Source organism: Novosphingobium sp. FKTRR1, assembly GCF_020404405.1.
Taxonomy (GTDB): domain Bacteria; phylum Pseudomonadota; class Alphaproteobacteria; order Sphingomonadales; family Sphingomonadaceae; genus Novosphingobium.
The window spans coordinates 169,980-190,155 of record NZ_JAIZDA010000006.1; the positions used below are offsets into that span (position 1 = coordinate 169,980).

General features: G+C 67.2%; 16 protein-coding genes. 11 read left to right on the top strand and 5 right to left on the bottom strand.

Going from position 1 to position 20,176, the window contains the following annotated elements:
- Positions 1 to 5 precede the first annotated feature (5 nt).
- Together LDN95_RS08640 and LDN95_RS08645 are read left to right on the top strand one after the other, a co-directional pair.
- On the top strand, positions 6 to 1,388 hold the full coding sequence (locus LDN95_RS08640) for an efflux transporter outer membrane subunit (RefSeq protein ID WP_226017257.1): 1,383 nt from the start codon (positions 6 to 8) through the stop codon (positions 1,386 to 1,388).
- Complete coding sequence (locus LDN95_RS08645; protein ID WP_226017258.1) at positions 1,381 to 2,007, top strand: TetR/AcrR family transcriptional regulator; 627 nt, start codon at positions 1,381 to 1,383, stop codon at positions 2,005 to 2,007. Before LDN95_RS08640 ends, LDN95_RS08645 begins: the two co-directional genes overlap by 8 nt.
- A gap of 14 nt (positions 2,008 to 2,021) precedes the next feature.
- Here the strand turns inward: LDN95_RS08645 and LDN95_RS08650 are convergent, their stop codons facing one another.
- From LDN95_RS08650 to LDN95_RS08665, 4 genes are all read right to left on the bottom strand, one after another.
- Positions 2,022 to 2,408: a MerR family DNA-binding transcriptional regulator gene (locus tag LDN95_RS08650; protein WP_370631671.1), complete on the bottom strand. Its 387-nt coding sequence runs from the start codon at positions 2,406 to 2,408 to the stop codon at positions 2,022 to 2,024.
- Between the two features lie 205 nt (positions 2,409 to 2,613).
- Positions 2,614 to 4,287 (bottom strand): long-chain fatty acid--CoA ligase, encoded by a 1,674-nt coding sequence (locus LDN95_RS08655; protein WP_226017259.1) that lies wholly within the window; start codon positions 4,285 to 4,287, stop codon positions 2,614 to 2,616.
- Between the two features lie 42 nt (positions 4,288 to 4,329).
- Positions 4,330 to 5,598, bottom strand: a complete 1,269-nt coding sequence (locus LDN95_RS08660; protein WP_226017260.1) for a porin — start codon at positions 5,596 to 5,598, stop codon at positions 4,330 to 4,332.
- An 80-nt stretch (positions 5,599 to 5,678) separates the two neighbouring features.
- Positions 5,679 to 6,107 carry a DUF2147 domain-containing protein gene (locus tag LDN95_RS08665; RefSeq protein ID WP_226017261.1) on the bottom strand — a complete coding sequence of 143 codons (429 nt, stop codon included), beginning with the start codon at positions 6,105 to 6,107 and terminating at the stop codon, positions 5,679 to 5,681.
- Positions 6,108 to 6,456: 349 nt separating this feature from the next.
- Here LDN95_RS08665 and LDN95_RS08670 point away from each other — a divergent pair, with 349 nt between their 5' ends.
- Genes LDN95_RS08670 through LDN95_RS08680 form a run of 3 tightly spaced genes read left to right on the top strand, consistent with a single transcriptional unit; the run spans position 6,457 to position 11,723 of the window.
- Complete coding sequence (locus LDN95_RS08670; RefSeq protein WP_226017262.1) at positions 6,457 to 7,593, top strand: thiolase family protein; 1,137 nt, start codon at positions 6,457 to 6,459, stop codon at positions 7,591 to 7,593.
- Positions 7,590 to 9,920, top strand: coding sequence for a 3-hydroxyacyl-CoA dehydrogenase/enoyl-CoA hydratase family protein (locus LDN95_RS08675; RefSeq protein WP_226017263.1), 2,331 nt, complete (start codon positions 7,590 to 7,592; stop codon positions 9,918 to 9,920). The genes LDN95_RS08670 and LDN95_RS08675 overlap by 4 nt, the downstream gene beginning before the upstream one ends.
- Before the next feature lie 12 nt (positions 9,921 to 9,932).
- Positions 9,933 to 11,723, top strand: a complete 1,791-nt coding sequence (locus LDN95_RS08680; protein WP_226017264.1) for an acyl-CoA dehydrogenase C-terminal domain-containing protein — start codon at positions 9,933 to 9,935, stop codon at positions 11,721 to 11,723.
- A gap of 30 nt (positions 11,724 to 11,753) precedes the next feature.
- On the opposite strand, the gene LDN95_RS08685 is transcribed toward LDN95_RS08680, so the two are convergent.
- The gene (locus LDN95_RS08685; RefSeq protein WP_226017265.1) at positions 11,754 to 12,644 is read right to left on the bottom strand and encodes a LysR family transcriptional regulator; all 891 of its coding nucleotides are present in this window, start codon (positions 12,642 to 12,644) and stop codon (positions 11,754 to 11,756) included.
- A 277-nt stretch (positions 12,645 to 12,921) separates the two neighbouring features.
- On the opposite strand from LDN95_RS08685, the gene LDN95_RS08690 reads away from it, so the two are divergent.
- The 6 genes from LDN95_RS08690 (at position 12,922) to LDN95_RS08715 (ending at position 20,172) form a co-directional block, all read left to right on the top strand.
- Positions 12,922 to 14,976 (top strand): FUSC family protein, encoded by a 2,055-nt coding sequence (locus LDN95_RS08690; RefSeq protein ID WP_226017266.1) that lies wholly within the window; start codon positions 12,922 to 12,924, stop codon positions 14,974 to 14,976.
- The gene (locus LDN95_RS08695; RefSeq protein WP_226017267.1) at positions 14,973 to 15,185 is read left to right on the top strand and encodes a DUF1656 domain-containing protein; all 213 of its coding nucleotides are present in this window, start codon (positions 14,973 to 14,975) and stop codon (positions 15,183 to 15,185) included. Before LDN95_RS08690 ends, LDN95_RS08695 begins: the two co-directional genes overlap by 4 nt.
- A complete protein-coding gene (locus LDN95_RS08700) occupies positions 15,185 to 16,156 on the top strand; it encodes an HlyD family secretion protein (RefSeq protein WP_226017268.1) in 972 nt (323 codons plus the stop codon). Before LDN95_RS08695 ends, LDN95_RS08700 begins: the two co-directional genes overlap by 1 nt.
- Positions 16,153 to 17,607 (top strand): efflux transporter outer membrane subunit, encoded by a 1,455-nt coding sequence (locus tag LDN95_RS08705; RefSeq protein ID WP_226017269.1) that lies wholly within the window; start codon positions 16,153 to 16,155, stop codon positions 17,605 to 17,607. Before LDN95_RS08700 ends, LDN95_RS08705 begins: the two co-directional genes overlap by 4 nt.
- Before the next feature lie 133 nt (positions 17,608 to 17,740).
- A complete protein-coding gene (locus LDN95_RS08710; protein WP_226017270.1) occupies positions 17,741 to 19,171 on the top strand; it encodes a TolC family protein in 1,431 nt (476 codons plus the stop codon).
- Entirely contained in the window at positions 19,168 to 20,172 is a 1,005-nt protein-coding gene (locus LDN95_RS08715; RefSeq protein WP_226017271.1) for a hypothetical protein, read from the top strand. The genes LDN95_RS08710 and LDN95_RS08715 overlap by 4 nt, the downstream gene beginning before the upstream one ends.
- Positions 20,173 to 20,176 lie beyond the last annotated feature (4 nt).

Genomic DNA, 20,176 nt, shown 5'->3' on the forward strand with positions numbered 1-20,176 from the left:
TGACCATGCGTTTTTCGATGTCGACCAAGGCCATGCTGCCGGTCCTGGCAGTTCTGGCGGTGGCGGGCACACCAGCCCATGCCGCGTCGCCCTCAGGTCCGGCGACGCCGTGGTGGCACGCCTTTCACGACGCCACGCTGGACGAGGCGGTGGATCGCGCGCTGGCTGGCAATCTTGACCTTGCCGCCGCCGCCGCCCGCATCGAGCAGGCGCGTGCCATGGCCAAGAGCGCAGGCGCCGCGCTGCTGCCCTCGGTCACGTTGGGTGCCTCTGCCGAAGCAGCCAGCCAGTCGCTGAATACGCCGTTTGGCGCGGTTTCGCAGGCGTTGGGCCTGTCGCGGGGATACGATCTGTATCAGGTCGGTCCTTCGGCCCAGTGGGAGATCGACTTGTTCGGCGGGCTGTCGGCCCGCCGCCGGTCAAGTCTGGCGCAGGCAGGCGCCACGGTGGCCGAGGCAGATGCAGCGCGGCTGGCTGTGGTGGCCGAAACGGCTGACACCTATCTGCGACTGCGCGGGTTGCAGGCGCGGCTGGACTTTGCTCGCCAGCAGCAGAAGCTCAGCGCCGATCTTGCGGCGCTGGTGCGCCAGCGCGCCGGACAAGGTTTGGCCAGCGACCATGACGCCAACCGCGCCGAAGCCGCCAGCGCTGCCGCCTCTGCCGCGATTTCGCCTCTGCGCAGCGCGATTGCGGTCGAGATCGATCGGCTGGGCGTGCTGACGGCAGGCGATGCAGCATGGCGCGACCGCTTGCAGGTGGCAGGCGAGATTCCTGCCGCGCTGGAGCCAGCGCTCGATGCCGATCCGGCGCGGCTGATGCGCCGTCGCCCGGACCTTGCCGCCGCCGAACAGCGGGTGCAGGCCGCTCGCGCCAATGTCGGGGCCGCCCGGTCGGAGTACTACCCGCATCTCTCGCTGGGCGGGTTGATCGGCCTGGCCAGCCTTGGCACCGCGTCGCTGACATCAGGCGATGCGGTTACCGCGCAGGGCGGGGCGACGCTGCGCTGGCGCTTGTTCGATTTCGGCCGGGTCGATGCCGAAGTGGCCAGCGCGCGCGGGCGCGAGCATGAGGTGCTAGCGCTGTGGCGGCAGGCCGCGCTGAGTGCGAGTGCGGAAGTCGCCGATGCCATCGCGGCGCTGGCCGAAGGGCGAAACGAACAGGCCGAACTGTTGCGACAAGTGGCGCTGTTGACCAAGGCGCGCGATCAGGCGCGGGCCGCCTATCGCGAGGGCGCGATCGCATTGATGGATGTGCTGACGGCTGATGCGGCGCTGGTTACGGCCACCGACCGGTTGACCGCCAATCGCGCGGGCCTTGCGCGGGCCTCGGTTGCCGCAGTACGCGCGATGGGCGGCGGATATGGAAGCGAGGGTACCGATCATGGCTGACAAGAGTGCCCACAAGGCCAAAGTGCGGGCGCGCATCCTCGACGAAGCCGCCGCCGCGCTGCGCAGTGGCGGAACCGAGGGGCTGAGCGTCGCCAACCTGATGAAGCGCGCCGGGCTGACCCATGGCGGCTTCTATGCGCATTTCGAGAACCGCGACGATCTCGTGGCGCATGCGGTCGAACGCATGTTCGAGGACAGCGCGGGCCTGTTCACACGGCTTCTGCCGTCAGGGGCTGGCCCGGCCGAACTTGGCGCACTGGTGGACAGTTACCTGTCCGAAGCCGCGATGCGGCGACACGATCGCGGGTGTCCCTTGCCCTGGCTTGCGGGCGAGGTGCCGCGTATGCCGCCCGCAGCACAAGCGCGCTTCCGCCAAGGCATCGACCGGATGCGTTCGGCCATCGCAAGCGTGTTGCAGGCCAACGGGGTTGCGGAAGGGCAGGCGCAGGCCAGCGCGGCCTCGGCCGTTGCGGAGATGGTCGGCGCCATGGCGCTGGCCCGCGCGATGGGCGAGGGCGAGGATGCGGTTGCCATGCTTGCCGATGCGCGACGGGCGATCAGTCAGCGGCTTGGGGCAACGCCGTCCGGCACCAGCGTTGCAACGCCGATGCCGGGCTGACGCATCCGGACGCGTTATCCGCCCTTGCGCTGGCGTTTCAGCAGCGCGACCTGATCGCTCGCCTGCTTTTCCATCGCGCGCAATTCGTCGATGGTCTGTTCCAGCGCCGCGCGCTGCTTTTCCAACTGAGGCAGGCGCAGGCGGATCTGCGTCAGTAGATGCTGCATTTGGCCAAGTTGGGTGGGATCGGCATCATACAAATCAAGGAAGGCCTTGATCTCGCGGATCGAGAAGCCCAGCCGCTTGCCGCGCAGGATCAACTGCATCCGCGCCACCTCGCGCCGCCGATAGACCCGCGTGTTGCCCACGCGCGCAGGCTCGATCAGTCCCTTGTCCTCATAGAACCGCAAGGTGCGGTGCGTGACGCCAAGCAGCGTCGCCACATCCTGAATGCCTTGCAGCGCGCCATTGTTGCCGTGTTCATCGTCAAGCGGCAGCGCGGTGTCGTCCGTATCGGGCACCGCTGCGTCGTCGCTATGCTGTTGCAGACTGGCTATGGCCTGTTCCCCCGCTTTGTCCTGTTCCCTGCGCAAAGGGACCAGATCGCAATGGATTGATCAAGCGGGATTATGGGTGATGATCCGACATGTTTGGGAAAGGTCGCCATCACGACGCGGCACTGCGCGCACGTTCTTCTTCGACCAGTTCCTTCTTCGACAGCTTGCCCACCATCGTGCGGGGCAGAGCTGCACGGATCTCGACTTCACGCGGAGTTTCGATCTTGCTGAGGTACTGGCCCAGGAACGTGCGGATCTCCTCAGCCGTGGCCGTCTGGCCGTCGTGCAGCTTGACGAACAGCTTGGGGCTTTGCCCGCGATAACGGTCGGGCACGCCGATGGCGATCGCCTCTTCCACCGCCGGGTGGCGATAGGCGGCTTCCTCGATCGTGCGCGGGTAGACGTTGTAGCCGCTGCACAGGATCAGATCCTTCAGCCGGTCGACCAGGAACAGATAGCCGTCTTCGTCAAGATAGCCGATGTCGCCGGTGCGCAGTGCGCCGTCGACAAAAGTCGCGGCGGTCTCGTCGGGCTTGTTCCAGTAACCGGCCATCACTTGCGGCCCGCGCACGCAGACTTCGCCGCGTTCGCCTTGCGGCATGATGCGCTCGGGCGCGTCGGGGTCACGGATTTCGAGCACCGTGCCGGGGAAGGCGGGGCCGCAACTGTTTTCCTTGATGACGCTGCCGTCCACCGGGTTGCAGGCGACGATGGGGGAGGCCTCGGTCAGGCCATAGCCCTCGCACACTTTGCCACCGGTCAGTCGTTCGAAGGTGGTGCGCACATCGAGCGGCAGCGGCGCGCCGCCCGAGATGCAGGCATACAGGCTCGACAGATCGGGCATGCGGTCGGCCGAAAGGGCGTTCATCGCGATGAAGATCGTCGGCACGCCAAAGAACATCGTCGGCTTGGTCCGGCGAATCGTGGCGAGCACCGCGTCCATCTCGAAGCGTGGCAGCATCACCAGTTCAGAGCCGACCCGCACCGAGAAATCGAGCACGGCGGTCAGCGCGAACACGTGGAAGAACGGCAGCACCGCCAGCGTACGCTGGGGGCCGTGCAGCACGTCGCCGACGTGCTCGCGCTGTTGCAGCGCATTGGCGGTGAGGTTGCGGTGTGTCAGCATTGCGCCCTTGGGCGTGCCGGTGGTGCCGCCGGTATATTGCAGCACCGCCAGATCGTCGGGCGTCACCGACACCGGTGCAAACGGCGGTTCGTGGCGCAGCAGTTCGGCATAGCGGACATGGCGTCCATCATTGCGAAACGGCGCGCGTTCGGCCCGCTTGAACAGCCGCCAGCCCAGTGCCTTCAACCGGGGCAGCACGTCGGCCATCTGGCACAGCACGACGCGCTCGACCGAAGTCTTGTCGAGCACGGCCAGCACTTTGGCGTGAATTTCAGCCACATCGGGCACCGCGATCATGCGGGCGCCGGAATCGCGCAAGTGGTGGGTCAACTCGTGCTCGGTATAGAGCGGGTTGAGGTTCACCACCACCGCGCCGATCTTCATCGCTGCGAAGTAGAGCACGATGTAGAAGGGGGTGTTGGGCAGGCACAGCGCCAGCCTGTCGCCCTTGACCAGCCCCTGATCCTGAAGCCCGCGCGCGGCGCGGTCGATCAGGCGGCCGGTCTCTCCCCAGGTCCACTTGCGACCGAGGAAATCCATCCCCGGCCGTTCGGCAAAGTCGCGCACCGTCGCGTCGATCAGTTCACCCAGCACCATCGGTGGTGGTTCGAAGCCAGCAGCAGACTGGTCAGGGCGGGTGATCGAAGCGTCTTGCATGGAGCGGACCTGCCGAACGGTAAGAGGATCTGGGACGGTTGATCAGAAGCGGATGCGGGCTCCAAGCGATGCAATCAGCACGCTGGGCGAACGCACCGTACCGTTGACCAGCACCGGCGTCTGTGCGGGTGTTCCCACATAGGCGGCGGTCGTGCGGTTGATCGCCGCTTCGCTAAGCGTCAGGTAATTCGCCGCCGCGTTGATCTGGATCGCCTTGGTCAGCTGGTGGGTTGCACCAACAGCAAAGGTCCAGCGATCCGAATCGGGAACGCGCGCGTCGCGGTCGGTATCGCGCACCGGCGCAAGGTCACGCTGCACGCCGCCCCGCACCGTCCAGCGCGGGCTGAGCGCCACATCGACACCACCGGCATAGCTCCAGGTGTTGCGATAGTTTTCCGGGATCGCGGTGTTCAGCGGGCTGCCAAGGCGGATCGCATCGAACTTGGCCCAGCCAAAGCGCACGACCTGCCCGTTGAGCGTGATTGCATCGTTCAGCTTGACGCGGCCGCCGAAGCCGAGCTGCCAGGGCGTGGTGAAGCGCGCGTTGGCGGCGATGGTGGCGTTCTTTGCCGCCAGCGGGCCGAGCAACCCGCTGATCACCAGCTGGCCGTCGAGGTGATGGGTGATCGCCGACTTGTAGCTGACGCCAAGGCTGAAACGCGGAGCGACGTATTGCGCGCCCAGCGTATAGCCGACGTCCCAGCCCTTGCCCGAAAGCTGCTGCTGCCCGTCGGGCAGGGCGGCAAGCAGGTTGGGCAGGGCGTTGCCAAGGTTGGCGGTGGTGTGTTCGACGTTGAGCGCCGCACCCAGATTGATCCGGTTGGCCAGTTGCACCGCAACGCTCGGCTGGATGTCGATCGTGCGCAGACGGGTGGTCAACGTGGAATAGCGGGCCCAGCTCGTGGCCGGGTAGCTGGTGGTGAAGTTGTACGGAGCGCTGATGGCAAGGCCCACGGCCAAACCATGGCCCAGACCGTGCGCGATCGCACCTGCCGGAACGACGCCGTTGTCGATCGGGTTGCGGGTGGCATCGCCGCCGACCAGCGCGGGCTTCTGGCCCGGCCGCACGATCAGCGTGCCGTTGTCGACCACGTTGGCGCGTGGGCGGATCGCGGTTGCGCTGATCGCGGCATCGCCGCCTTCAAGGCCACCGATCGCAGCGGGGTTCCACCACAGGCTTTCGACGCCCTGATCGGCGACTTCGCCCGAGTTGGCACGGCCGGTGGCCTTGGTCGATTGTTCCTGAATATAGAACCCTGCGGCCAGCGCGGGGCTGGCCAGCACCGTCAAGGCCGCGCTGGCAAGAATCACGGAAAGGGCGCGGGGGGCGCACTGAAACATTCAAATTCTCCTGGTAATCAATCGCTTGGGTTTAAACGTTGTCGTGGTGGTCAGCGGATGCGCTTCCACACCTGGCTTTTGCACAGTGGCCAGACGATGCAGCCCTTGAGCTTGAGCGTATCGGCATCGCCGATGGTGATCGTGCCGCTGTAGGTGCCGCCATCTTCGGGGTTGTAGACCGAACCGCCGTCCCAGCCGTTCGCGCTGCGGGTAAAGCCGCTGAGCATCAACAGGCCCTTGATCGGGCGGTTGCGCTGGTCTGCGGCCTTGTTGCGAAAATCGCGCATGTCCGGGTTGGTGCGCAAGTTTTCAGAATCGACCAGCCGACCGCAGATCGAACTGCCGCAAGCGGTGATCTCGACCACGCCGTGGCGAGTCGCTGTGGCCCAGCGTCCGATGGCATCCTCAGGCTTTGCGGCGACCGGCGCAGCAACGGCAAGTGACAGGGCAATGGCGATAAGTGATGGAAATGCCTTCATTTTTTATCATCCTCGACCCGAACGGGTGTTCCGGCTTGGAGCACGGTAACAGACCCTGTCCGCCAGTACCAAGACCAGCGACGACTCCGTATATGCATCAGATTTTGATTGACGTATAGGGAAAGTTGGGCACCATTAGGATCAATTGCGGCGGTTCGTCTGATTCCGGTGTCGGCTCGACCTGGAGCGGGGTGTCCGCAGCAACCCGCAAGCCGCCTTCGCGCGTTTGCGAACTGGTTCGCCTGCGGATGGCCGATTGAAGTTTCTGCCCGTCTGTCACTTTTTGTCCGCCTGCCGATTTTGTCCGCCTGCCACTTTTTGTCCGATTGTCATTTCTGAAGGATGCGTGATGCCCCAAGCCGTGATTGCCGGTTATGCCCGTTCGCCGTTCCATCTTGCCGGTAAGGGCGCTCTGGCCCGCACCCGCCCCGATGACCTTGCTGCCAGCGTGGTTAACGCGCTGGTCGCCCGGACCGGGGTCGATCCGCAGGCGATCGAGGATCTGATCGTCGGTTGTGCCTTTCCCGAAGGCGAACAGGGCTTCAACGTCGGGCGCCTGATCGGGCTGATCGCCGGCTTGCCGCAAAGCGTCGGCGGGATGACCGTGAACCGCTTCTGCGGATCGTCGATGAGCTCGGTGCATTATGCCGCCGGCCAGATCGCGCTGGGCGCGGGCGAGGTGTTCATTGCTGCGGGCGTCGAAAGCATGAGCCGGGTGCCGATGATGGGCTTCAACCCGTTGCCCAACCCGGAACTCGCCAAATCGAGCGCGGCTTATATCGGCATGGGTGACACTGCCGAAAACCTTGCCAGCCGCTATGCCATCAGCCGCGCCGCGCAAGAGGAGTTCGCGCTGGAAAGCCAGGCCAAGGCTGCAGCGGCGATCGCAGGCGGACGCCTTGCCGACGAGATCGTGCCGATCGCGACCAAGGCCGGGCTGGTCGACAGCGACGGCTGCCCGCGTCCCGGCACTACGGCTGAGGGTCTCGCCGGGCTCAAGCCCGCGTTCAGCGCCACCGGCACGGTGACGGCGGGCACGTCGTCGCCGCTGACCGACGGCGCCAGCGCGGTGCTGGTGACCAGCGAGGACTATGCCCGCGCCCATGGCCTGCCCATTCTGGCGCGCATCCGCAGCACCGCCATTTCGGGTTGCGGGCCCGAGATCATGGGCATCGGTCCGGTTGAATCGAGCCGCAAGGCGCTGGCCCGTGCAGGGATCACTGTCGCCGACCTCGATGTGATCGAACTGAACGAGGCGTTCGCCAGCCAGTCACTGGCCTGCATCGCCGACCTCGGGCTCGATCGCGCGAAGATCAACCTCGACGGCGGCGCGATTGCGCTCGGCCACCCGCTTGGCGCCACCGGTGCGCGCATCGTCGGCAAGGCTGCTGCGCTGTTGCAGCGTACGGGCGGCCGCTTTGCCCTCGCCACGCAGTGCATCGGCGGCGGGCAGGGCATCGCCACCGTGCTGGAGGCCGTACGATGAGCGCGGCTGCAGCCAATCCAATTCGCAAGGTCTGCGTGATCGGGGCAGGCGTGATGGGCGCCGGCATTGCCGCGCAAGTCGCCAATGCCGGGGTTCCGGTGCTGTTGCTCGATATCGTGCGCGACCCGGCCGACCGCAATGCGGTGGCCGCAGCGGCGCTCGCCCGGCTGAAGAAGGCCGAGCCCGCCGCCTTCATGAGCCCGCGCGCGGCCAAGCTGGTCGAAGTCGGCAATATCGATGACGATCTGGCCCGCGTGGCCGAGTGCGACTGGGTGATCGAGGCGATCATCGAGCGGCTCGACCTCAAGCACGCGCTGTATGAAAAGCTGGAGGCGGTACGCCGTCCGGGCACGGCGGTATCGTCGAACACCTCGACCATCCCGCTGGGCAAGCTGGTCGAAGGGCGCAGCGAAGCCTTTGCGCGCGACTTCCTGATCACCCACTTCTTCAATCCGCCGCGCTACATGCGGCTGATCGAGGTGGTCGCGGGCCCCGCCAGCGACCCCGCATTGGTCGCACGGGTCAGCGCCTTTGCCGATCAGGCATTGGGCAAGACAGTGGTCGCGGCCAAGGACACGCCGGGCTTCCTCGCCAACCGCGTCGGAACGTTCTGGCTGCAGAGCGCGCTCAACGCCGCGATCGAGCTTGGCCTGACGGTCGAAGAAGCCGACGCCATCGCTGGCAAGCCGATGGGCGTGCCCAAGACCGGCGTGTTCGGATTGGTCGATCTGGTCGGTATCGATCTGATGCCCCACCTCAAGGCCAGCCTGACCTCTACGCTTCCGGCTGACGACGCCTATCAGGCGATCGCCATCGACCACCCGCTGATCGACCGGATGATTGCCACCGGCTTCACCGGCCGCAAGGGCAAGGGCGGGTTCTATCGCGTCAACCGTGAAGCCGGAAAGCGCAAGGAAGCGATCGATCTGGCGACCGGCGAATACCGCGCGCAGATCAAGCCCGAAGCGCTGCCGGGCGCCGCGCAAAAGGATCTCAATGCCCTGCTGGCGCTGCCAGGCAAGGCGGGCGCCTATGCCTGGGCGATCCTCGGGCCGACGCTGTCCTATGCCGCATCGTTGTTGCCACAGGCGGCGGACGATATCGTCGCGATCGATGTCGCGATGAAGCTGGGGTACAACTGGAAGTACGGTCCGTTTGAACTGATCGACCGCATCGGCACCGCCGCCCTTGCCGCGCGGCTGAGCGCTGAGGGCAAGCCGGTTCCGGCCATCGTGGAGGTTGCGCAAGGCCGCACGCTCTATCGCATCGAGGGTGGCCAGCGCCAGTTCCTCGGCCTTGACGGGACGTATCACGACGTCGTGCGCCCGGACGGCGTGCTGCTGCTCGAAGATATAAAGCTTACTGCTAAACCGTTGTTGAAGAACGGTTCAGCGGCGCTGTGGGATATCGGTGACGGCGTGGTCTGCCTCGAATTCACGTCGAAGATGAATGCCATCGACGGCGAGATCCTGAAGCTGATCGGCAAGGCGATCCCGCTGGTCGCTGGCGGTTACAAGGCGCTGGTGGTCTATAACGAAGGCAGCGCGTTTTCGGCCGGGGCCAACCTTGGTCTGGCCATGTTCGCGGTCAATATCGCGGCGTGGGGCGAGGTCGAGAAGCTGATCGCCGGTGGGCAGATGGCCTACAAGGCGCTGAAATACGCGCCGTTCCCGGTCGTCGGCGCGCCAGCCGGACTGGCGCTAGGCGGCGGCTGCGAGGTGCTGCTCCACTGCGACGCGGTGCAGGCCCATGCCGAAAGCTACATCGGACTGGTCGAATGCGGTGTCGGACTGGTTCCGGGTTGGGGCGGCTGCGGTGAGATGATCGACCGGCTCTCCAAGCTGCGCGGGTTGCCGCGCGGCCCGGTCCCCGCCGTGGCCAAGGCGTTCGAACTGATCTCGACCGCCACGGTCGCCAAGTCGGCCGCCGATGCGCAGGATCTTGGCTTCCTGCGCGCAACGGACGGCGTGACGATGAACCGCGATCGCTTGCTGGCCGACGCCAAGGCGCGCGCGCTGGCGCTGGTCGAAGGCTATGTCCCGCCCGCTCCGCCGACCTTCCGTCTGCCGGGTGCCGGCGGCAAGGCCGCGATGACGCTGGCGGTCGAAGGCTTCCAGGCGCAGGGCAAGGCGACCGCCTATGACGCGGTGGTGGCCGATGCGCTGGCGACGGTGCTCACTGGTGGTGAGGCTGATCTGGTCGATACCGTGACCGAAGGCGATCTGCTGACGCTCGAACGGCAGGCGTTTCTGCGCCTTGCCCGCAATCCCGGCACGCAAGCCCGCGTCGAGCACATGCTCACCACCGGCAAGCCGCTGCGGAACTGAAGGGAAAACACCATGCAAATCTATTCCGCGCCCATCCGCGACATGCAGTTCGTGGCGCATGAATTGCACACCGACGACGGCTTTGGCGGCTTGCCCGCCTTTGCCGAGATCACGCCCGATCTGGTGGAGGCGGTCCTGACCGAAGGCGCCAAGATCTGCGAGGGCGTGCTGCTGCCGCTCAACCGTTCGGGCGATGAGGAAGGCTGCACGCTCGAAAACGGTGCCGTGCGCACGCCTGCAGGCTTCATCGACGCATGGCGCCAGTTTGCCGATGGTGGCTGGAACGCGCTGGTGCTGCCGACGCAATGGGGCGGGCAGGGCCTACCCGAATCCGTGGGCAAGCTGGTGGAAGAGATGATCTGTGCCACCAACGTCAGCTTCAGCCTGTATCCGGGTCTGACCAACGGGGCGATCGCGGCGATCGATGCCTATGCCTCCGAGGAACTGAAGCAGGCCTATCTGCCCAAGATGGTGGCCGGCGAATGGTCGGGGACGATGTGCCTGACCGAACCGCATTGCGGCACCGATCTGGGGCTGCTGCGCACCCGCGCCGAGCCGCTGAGCGATGGCAGTTATGCCGTTTCGGGCGCCAAGATCTTCATTTCGGCGGGCGATCAGGATCTGACCGGCAACATCGTTCATCTGGTACTGGCGCGTCTGCCCGATGCGCCCAAGGGGGTGAAGGGGATCAGCCTGTTCCTGGTGCCCAAGTTGCTGCCCGATGACGCGGGCAACCCGTCGATCCGCAACGGCGCCACGTGCACCGCGATCGAGCACAAGATGGGGATCAAGGCTTCGGCCACCTGTCAGATGCTGTTCGAGGACGCGAAGGGCTGGCTGGTCGGCCAGCCGCACCGCGGGCTGGAAGCGATGTTCACGATGATGAATGCCGAGCGCGTGGGCGTTGGCATTCAGGGCCTCGGTATCGGCGAGGCGGCCTATCAGTCGGCGGTGTGGTACGCCAAGGACCGCCTGCAGGGCCGTTCGCTGTCGGGCGTGAAGCACCCCGACAAGCCCGCCGATCCGATCATCGTCCATCCCGACGTGCGCCGCATGCTGTTGACGATGCGCGCATGGAACGAGGGATGCCGGGCCATCGCCGGGTGGGTCGCCCGCGCGCTCGATGCTGAAAAGTATGGGGTCGACGCCGAACAGCGCGCCCGTGCGGCCGGGTTCGTCGCGCTGATGACCCCGGTGGTCAAGGCGCTGTTCACCGATCTGGGGCTCGAGAGTGCCAGTCTGGCGGTGCAGGTCTATGGCGGCCATGGCTTCATCCGCGAAAGCGGGGTGGAGCAATACATGCGCGATGCCCGCATCGCGATGCTGTACGAAGGCACCAACGGCATTCAGGCGCTCGATCTGGTCGGGCGCAAGCTGCCTGCCGACATGGGCCGCAACTTGCGCGGCCTGTTCCATCCGATCAGCGCCTTCATCGAGGACAATGCGGGAGACGAGGCGCTCGCCCCGACGATCACCGGCCTCAAGCGCGCGTTCGAGGCGTTGCAAGGTGCGACCGCGATGATCGCCGAGCGCGGGCTTCGCGACCCTGAGGAAGCCGGCGCTGCGGCAACCGATTACCTGCGGCTGATGGGGCTTGTCGCCATGGCCTATTGCTTTGCCAAGTCGGTCAAGGTGGCGCAGGCGCAACTTGCCGCAGGCACCGGCGAAGCCGCGTTCTATACCGCCAAGATCGCCACTGCGCGGTTCTTCTTCGACCGCCTGTTGCCGCAAGCGACAGCGGCTTTCCTTGCCATCAAGGCGGGCAAGGCGTCGATCATGGCGTTCGACGAAGCGGCGTTCTGATCGCCGCAATCCGATACTCGGCGCGGGGTTTCAGACTCCGCGCCGCAGTTCGGCCATAAGGGTCTGGCGGACATGGGCGATGCGTGGATGGCGCAGCGCGCCAGCCGCCCAGACCATGTAATAGGCATTGGCCGTCGGCCCGACCGGTCCTGGTATTTCCTCCAGATCGCCCCGTGCGATCTCTGCGCGGCACAAGTAGGCGGGCATCGCCGTCCAGCCGAAACCGGCGCAAAGCAATCGACGCAAGCCCCGGAAATCCTGTCCGATCACCGCCGGGTTGGGGGTGACACCTTGCAGCCCGTTGTGCGCCAGCCAGCCATCGACCAGCATCCGCTCAAGATTGTAGGCCAGCAGCGGCTCTGCGGCCAGAGCGGTTGCCAGATCGGGCGCGGTGCGCAGCCTTGCCGCAATCGCCGGGGCCGCCACCGCGATCACCGGTTCTTCCCGCACCAGTTCGGTGCGCAGCCGCCGATCCTGTATCGGATAGCCCGACAGGCCAAGATCGCAGTGCCCCTCGGCCAGATTGTGGATCACATCGTCGCGGTCGCCTGCCTGCAGGCGGACCTTCATCTGCGCCATCAGCAAGGGGATCAGCAGCGGCGCGATCACTTCCGAAAGAAAATCGGCGTGCCCGACCAGCCGCACCGCCCCCGCCATTTCCGATGACCGTGCGCGCGCAGCACCAAGCGCTGCTTCGGCAAGGTCAAGCCGGTCGCCGATGTCGGCCGCCAGTTCGTCGGCTGCAGGAGTGGGCGCCATGCCATGCACGCTGCGCAGGAACAACTGGCGCCCCACCGCAGCTTCAAGCGCGGCAATGTGCTGCGAGACGGCAGGCTGGGTGAGGCCGAGCCCGCGCGCCGCTCCGCTGATCGAGCGTTGCCGATAGACTTCGATGAACGTGCGCAGATGAACCAGACTCATAAGTGACACCATAAGAAATTTTATGGTAGTCCGCCATAGCGCTTGGGGGCGCGGTGAGCGCGGTTGCGCTAAGGGCGCGGGATCGGATCGCTGTCACCCCCCCAATCCCGATAGCGGTCTGCCCGACGGCAGGATGGCGCTGGCCCACGAGCGCTGCGTTATCCTGCCGTCTCCACTTATACCTGTGTTGATCTTGTCAGGGTACGCTGCCTGCGCCACGCTGAGCAGAGCCTTGGTGCGGCTGATCGGTAGTCAGGGGGCAAGGACGTTGATTGCGATGCGCTGGGGACCGCCTGCCCTTTATTCCGCGAAGAACGCGGTCGCTGCGCTGGCCGCGCTGGGCATCAGCCTGTCGGTCGGGCTGCCGATGCCGTTCTGGGCGATGTCGACGGTCTATATCACCAGCAATCAGCTTTCGGGTGCGACCCGTTCCAAGGCGTTCTTCCGCGTGATCGGCACGGCCTTGGGCGCGGCGGTGGCGGTGTGGCTGGTTCCGGCGCTGGTCGAATGGCCGTTGCTGTTGTCGCTGGCACTGGCGATGTGGCTGGCGCTGTGCCTGTCGCTCTCGCTGCTCGACCGGTCGCCGCGCGCTTATGTGGTGATGCTGGCGGGGTACACCTGCGCGATCGTGGCGTTTCCCAGCGTCAACCATCCCGAAGCGGTATTCGACACAGCGATCGCCCGCGTCACCGAGATCACGCTGGGCATCGTATGCGCCACACTGACCCACAGCCTGTTCTGGCCGACCTCGGTGGGCGAGCGGCTCGGGCCGAAGCTGTCGGCCTGGCTGGACGATGCGGAGACCTGGCTGGGCGATGCCTTGCAGGGCGATGCCAAGGCCGCGCGCCGCAGCGAGCAGGACCGGCGGCGGCTGGCTGTCGATGCCATGGAATGCATCCTGATGGCCGCGCACGTGCCCTATGACACCTCGCACTGGCGCGAAGCGACCCGCACGGTGCAGGCACTGCTCAACCGCATCCTGTGGCTGTTGCCGCTGCTGTCCGGGCTGGCCGACCGCAGCGCGGTGTTGGGCGACGATCCGTTGCTGGCGCCCGCGCGGGGCAAGGCGATCGCGTGGCTGGCAGGCGACCGGCTGTCGCAGCCGGTGCCCGACTTTCTGGACGGAACCGAGCCGGGCGGTGGGGACGAAGCCGCCGCGCCGCGCGACTGGACCGCCTTGCTGCGTGAAAGCTTCCTCGTCCGGCTGACGCAGGCCTGCCATGTCATCGCCCAATCGCGCCGGTTGCTGGCACACATCGATGACCCGCAAAGGGTTGGCGCTGCCGCGACGGACGATGCGTCCGGCGCGCTCAAGCTGCACAGCGACCCGGTGTTCGCGACGCTGTCGGGCCTTTCCGCCGGGTTTGCGCTGCTGTTGGTCTGTGGTTTCTGGATCGAGACCGGCTGGGCCGATGGCGGCACCGCGGCGGCGATGACCGCGATCTATTGCTGCATGTTCGCGGCCATGGACAACCCGGTGCCCGCGATCATCGCGTTTGGCGGCGCGACCATCGCCAGCGCGCCATTGGCCGGACTGTACTTGTTCTGGTTCTTGCCGCAGGCCGACGGATTTGTCGAACTGACGCTCATGCTGGCGCCCTTGCTGCTGGTCATCGGCATGGTTCAGGCCAGTCCGCGCTGGGGACTGGCGGTTACCGCATTCCTCGTCGGCCTGTGCAGCACGCTGGCCATTCAGGAAACCTTCGATCCCGATTTCGGCCGGTTCCTCAACAGCACTTTGGCGCAGACGCTGGCGATGCTGGTTGCGGCGACGGTCACTGCCCTGTTTCGCAGCGCCGGGGCCGAAGCGGCGGTCACGCGTCTGGTCGGACGGTTGCGCGCCGATCTGGCCGCGCTCGCCAGTGCCACGACGCCGCCCGATCCGGCGGCCACGCTCAGCCGCGCGAGCGACCAGCTTGCCCTGATCACCCAGCGTTTGGGTGCCGACGATCCGCAAGCGGGCGCGGTGCTGCGCGATGTGCGCATCGCGATGAACATTGCCACGCTCCAGCACTTGCGCACCAACGCGGGGCGACCGTTGCGGGTGGCTGTGCTGCGCCTGTTGCGGGATCTGGCCGATCACTTTGCCGCGCGTCGTCCGGTGCTGGCGCCCGCTCCCTTGCCCGCGCGGCTGCTCGCGCGGATCGACAGGGCGCTGCGGCTGGTCAGCGATACCCCGCAAACGACCATTGCGGTCACTGGCGCATTGATCGACAGCGAACCGTCGACGGCCCGTGCCGCGCTGGTGGCTTTGCGCCGCAACCTGTTTCCCGATGCCCCCGCGTTCGATCCGCTTGAACCGGCGCGGCTGAACCGGAGCCTTGGCCGATGAACCCGCAATTCGCGCTTGGCGGCGTGATGGTGGCCAATGCGCCCGCCACCGCGATCATCGCCTTTCTGCTGGCGCTGCTGGTGCACCGGCTGTTCGTGGCCTTGCGCATCTATCGCTGGGTGTGGAACCCGGTGCTGTTCGACATTGCCCTGTTTGTGGTGCTGTGGGCGCTGGTGGCGCTCACGCCTGTTCTGCAAGGAAGCCTGTGATGCCCGTTACGATCAACCCGCGCCTGCGTCAGGGCGTGCAACTGGCCGCCACGACGGGGCTGGTGGTGGCCGCTGCGGTCAGTGGCTACTTTCTGTTCCGGCACTACGAATCCGATCCTTGGACCCGCGATGGCCGGGTTCGCGCCGAAGTGGTGCAGGTGGCCCCAGACGTCAGCGGACTGGTGACGCAAGTGTTCGTGGCGCCCGACCAGCACGTCCACAAGGGCGAGCCGCTGTTCGAAATCGACCCCGCGCGCTTCCGGCTGGCGCTGCGCGATGCCGAAGCCCTGGTCGGCCGGGCCGATGCTGCCGTGGCCCGCGCCAGCGCAGCCATCACCCGCGCCCGCGCTGTCTTGGGCGAAAGCCGCCGCGAAGCTGGCCGCAATCGGTCGCTTGGTGAACTCGTCGCCGCCGAAGTGACCGAGCAGAGCGAGACCAAAGTGGCCGACGGTCAAGCCGCACTGGCCGAGGCGCAGGCCGCGCTGGCCGATGCGCAGGCGCAATCGGCGCAAGCGCGCAATGCCCGCGACGTCGCGCGGCTCAATCTTGCGCGCACCCGCGTTGTGGCGCCGATCGACGGACAGTTGTCCGACATTGCGCTACGCCCGGGCAACTATGTCTCGCCGGGCAAGCCCGTGCTGGCACTGGTCGACGGCGCATCGCTGCGGATCGAAGGCTATTTCGAGGAGACCAAGCTGGGGCACGTCCACCTTGGCCAGCGCGCGACGATCCGGCTGATGGGTGAGGGCAGGGCCCTGGACGGCCACGTTACCTCGATCGCCGGAGCCATTGCCGATCATGACCGAACCGGCAGCACCGACATGTTGCCCGCGATCAATCCCAGCTTCAGCTGGGTGCGGCTGGCGCAGCGTGTGCCGGTGCGGATCGCACTCGACCATCCGCCCGCCGACGTGCGACTGGTCGTTGGCCGTACGGCCACGGTTACGCTGGCGCAGGAGCCTGCGCGATGAGGCGCAAGCCCTCGGCAGGTCCGTCGGCACGCGTGGCGTTGGCCATGGCGCTGGCATTGGGACTGGCCGGTTGCAAGGCAATGGGGCCGGACTATCACGTGCCGCCGGGCGCAGCCATGCGCGCTCCCGCCGCGCAGGCACCCTTCCGCGAAGGAACAGGCGCGGTTACAGTCGTTCCGCTGCCGTCGCGTTGGTGGCATCTTTACGATGATCCGGTGCTCGATGCGCTGGAAGAACAGGCGCTGGCGGCCAACACCGACTTGCGCGTCGCCGCCGCCAGCCTGGCGCGCGCGGCCAGCGTTACGGCGATTGCCGAGGGGCAGAAGGAGGTCGATTTCGACGCTGAACTGGGGGCGCAGCGGGCGCGCCTTTCGGCCGAGTCCTATCTCAAGAACGAAACGCTGCCGGTATTCAACTTGGGCAATGCCACTGCCGCGATGCGCTATCAGGTGGATCTGTTCGGGCGCATCCGGCGCAGCATAGAGGCGGCACAGGCCGACGAGGAGGCCAGCGCGGCCACTATCGGTGCGGTTCAGGTGACATTGGCGGCCAATGTTGCGCGCGCCTACATCGCGCAATGTGGCGCGGCTGAGGGCCTTGATCTGGCGCGGCGCACGCTGGCTCTGCAAAACAAAGCGCTCGACAGCACGCGCCGCCTTGCCGAAGCCGGGCGTCTTGGCGCCACCGATGTCACGCGGGCGCAAGCGCGTGTGGCGCAGGCCGAGGCGGCACTACCGCAGTGGCAGTCGCGTTCGCGCGCGGCGCTTTATGCGCTGGCCTATCTGATGGGCCGCGCTCCCGCCGAATATCCGCGTGAAGCGGAGCGGTGCAGTGCCATTCCGCAGGCGAGCGCGGCCTTGCCAGTGGGCGATGGCGCTGGGCTGTTGCGCCGCCGTCCCGATGTGCGCATTGCCGAGCGTCAGCTTGCCGCTGCCACCGCGCGGATCGGCGTGGCCACGGCCGATCTGTATCCCCGCATCGGGCTCGGGCTGTCGGCGGGTTCGATCGGCTTGCTCGACGATCTGGGCAAGGGCGTGGCCAATACCTGGAGCCTTGGCGGGCTGATCCGCTGGAGCATTCCCGGCGCCGGTGCTCGCGCAAGGGTCCATGCGGCAAAGGCCGATGCCGATGCCGCGCTTGCCCGGTTTGACGGCACCGTGCTGGCCGCGTTGCGCGAAACCGAGACGGCATTGTCCGGCTATGCGGAGGATCGCAACCGGCTTGTCGCACTGGTCCGCGCGCGACAAGCGGCCGAACAGGGCGCGCAAGAGGCCGCGCGTCTGCGCGCCGCCGGGCGCGCGCCGTTGCTGGCCGACATCGGCGAACGGCAGAGCGCTTTGACCAGTCGCGCCGCCGAACAGGCCGGGCGTGAGGCGGTGGCGCAAGATCAGGTCACGCTGTTCCTCGCGCTTGGCGGGGGATGGGACAGTCCACCGCACCCCGCGCCGTGATCGGGGTGTCATCGGTCCCTGACGTTACCGATTGGCCATGTGGCGTTTGCGGATCAGACTGGGATTGCGCGCGCAGGGGGTAGCCTGCGATAGCGTGTGCAGGGTCGGTCGGGTACCGCCCGGAACGGGGGGCGTGATTACTGTACGCGGTGCCTTGTGGTCTGCTGGTTGTGCGCTCGGCCCGGCCTTGCTGGCGTTGGTCCTGGCGGGCTGCGTGAAGGTGGCGCCGGCACCAGTCGATCTGCCGCGCGCGGCGATGCAGCGATTGCAGACCCCGTTTGACGCAGGCGCGGCCGCTGATCTGGCGCGGACCATCGCACCGACCGCGCCTGTCTCGACAGACCGGCTTGATCGGCTCGTGCTGTTTGCCGCGCTGGTCCAGTCCGATCCGCGCATTGCCGAGGGGCGCCGCGCGGTGGCGGTGGCACAGGCCGATGCGGCGGTGGCGCGCCATGCCAGCGCGCCCACGCTGACGTTGACCACCGAATATGCCAACGACCCGGCAAGCAGTTCACCTTGGCTGCTGGGCGGCGCGCTGGACCTGCCGCTCGATCGGGGCGGGCGGCGCAAGGCGCGGTTGGCGCGGGCCGATCTGGCGGTGCTGCAATCGCGCTTCGATCTGGCCGAAGTGGTCTGGACCGAACGGATGGATCTGGCGCGCGCAGTGATCGCGGCGCAAGTGGCGCAGGCGCAAGCGCCCGTTCTGCAGGATCTGCTCGCGCTGCATGACCGCCAACTCGCCGCGCTTGATGCCGCCGTGGCGCGCGGTGAGCGCGCCGGGCTGGACGTGCTGCCATTCCGCACCGCGCGTGCCCAAGTGGCGCGCCAGTTGGACGATGCGCGTGGCCGGATCGTTCAGGCCCGCGCACAAGTTGCCGGAAAGCTGGGAGTGCCGGTCGCAGCGCTGGGCGAGCGACCGCTCGCGTGGGATGGTTTCGCCGCGCTTGCGGTGATCGCTTCCGTTCCCGTCTTTGCCGCAGAGGATCGGTCGCGCGCCATCGCGGCGCGTGCCAACGTGCTGTCCGCGCTCGCCGCCTATGACCAGACTGAGGCTGATATCGCACTTGAACTGGCCAAGCAGGCACCGGCGCTCAGTATTGGCCCCGGCTATACGTGGGAGCGCGGGCTGGTGAAACTGCCGCTGGCGCTCAACCTTGCGCTGCCCACGTTTGACGGCAATCGCCGCGCCATCGCTGCCGCCGTGGCCCGCCGCGACAAAGCAGCAGCCACGATCACCGCCGCGCTTGCCGATGCAGGCGCCGCGATCGAGGCTGCGCAGGCCGAGTGCCTTGCCGGACGCGCTGCGCTTGCGCGCATTCGCGACGCCGAACTGCCGCAAGCCACGCTTGCCGCACAGCGCGCCGACGCGCGGTTGCAGGCAGGCGCCATCGCGCGGGTGGACTGGACGGCAGCGCGCATCACCGCGCTTGAGGCGCAACTGGCCGCGCTCGATGCGCTTGCCCGCGTCCGTCTGGCCGATGCCGCGCTTGAAGATGCCTTGCACCGCCCGCTCGATGGGCCAGAAACCCTGATCGATCCCCGCCTGCTGGAGAAAGCGTTGTGACCGCTGTTAAGGCCGCAGTTCCGGCGCTTGTCGCTGCCGCCCTGATCGGGGCGGCGGTGGGGGCCTTCGCCTTGCATATGGTGAGTTCGGCCACGCTGGTCACGCCGGTCACCACGGCCGCCCGGCCTGAAGCGGCCGATCCGCTTGACCTTGATGCCAAGTCCAGCGCCGCTGCCGGGATCGGTGTTGCGCCATTGGCTTTGGCGGCAGGCGCGGTTGCGCAGGGACAGGGCACGGGCATCGCCCGCGCGCTCGACCTGTCGCCGCTCGCCGTCATCGCGGCCGAGATCACCGCCGCAACCGCCGCTCGCCAGACCAGCGGGCGCGAACTGGCACGGCTGGAAAGTCTGGCTGGGCAGGATCAAAGCGCATCCCGGCGCGAGGTCGAGGCCGCCCGTGCGCAAGCCGTGGCCGACCGGGCGCGGCTGACGCTGGCCTGCCAGCGCGTGGGGCTCGAATATGGCGCAGGCCTTGGCCAGCTGGGCTGCCGGTCGATCCCCGCCCTTGCGGCAAAGGCGGCCAGCGGCGATCTCGTGCTGTTGCGCATCGACATGCCCGACGGCCCGCCGCCCGCCGGAACGTCCGTGACCGTCGGGGAAGGTGCGCAGGCCGCGCGACTGACCGTGCTCGGCCCTGCCAGCAGCGGCGATGCGCAGTTGCAGACCGCGGGCGTACTGGCGCTGTGGCAAGGGAGCGGCGTCCGCGTGGCCAGCGTGGGCCGGGCCTTGCCCGCCGTCCGCCTTGCTTCCGGTCGGGAACGCGCCCGATCGGCAGAGCTGCTGGTTCCGCGCAGCGCCATCGTCCGCGTCGATGGCGGCCTGTTCGTCTACCGCGCCAAGCCCGGACAGGGGTTTGAACGGATGAGCATCGCTGCGGGCCATGCTGCCGACGCCGGATGGCTGGTGCCTACAGGCGCGCTTCATGCCGGTGACAATGTGGCGGTGCAGGGTGCAGGCACGCTGCTTGGGCTTGAACACGCTGCGCCATCGGCGGCCGATTGAGCGC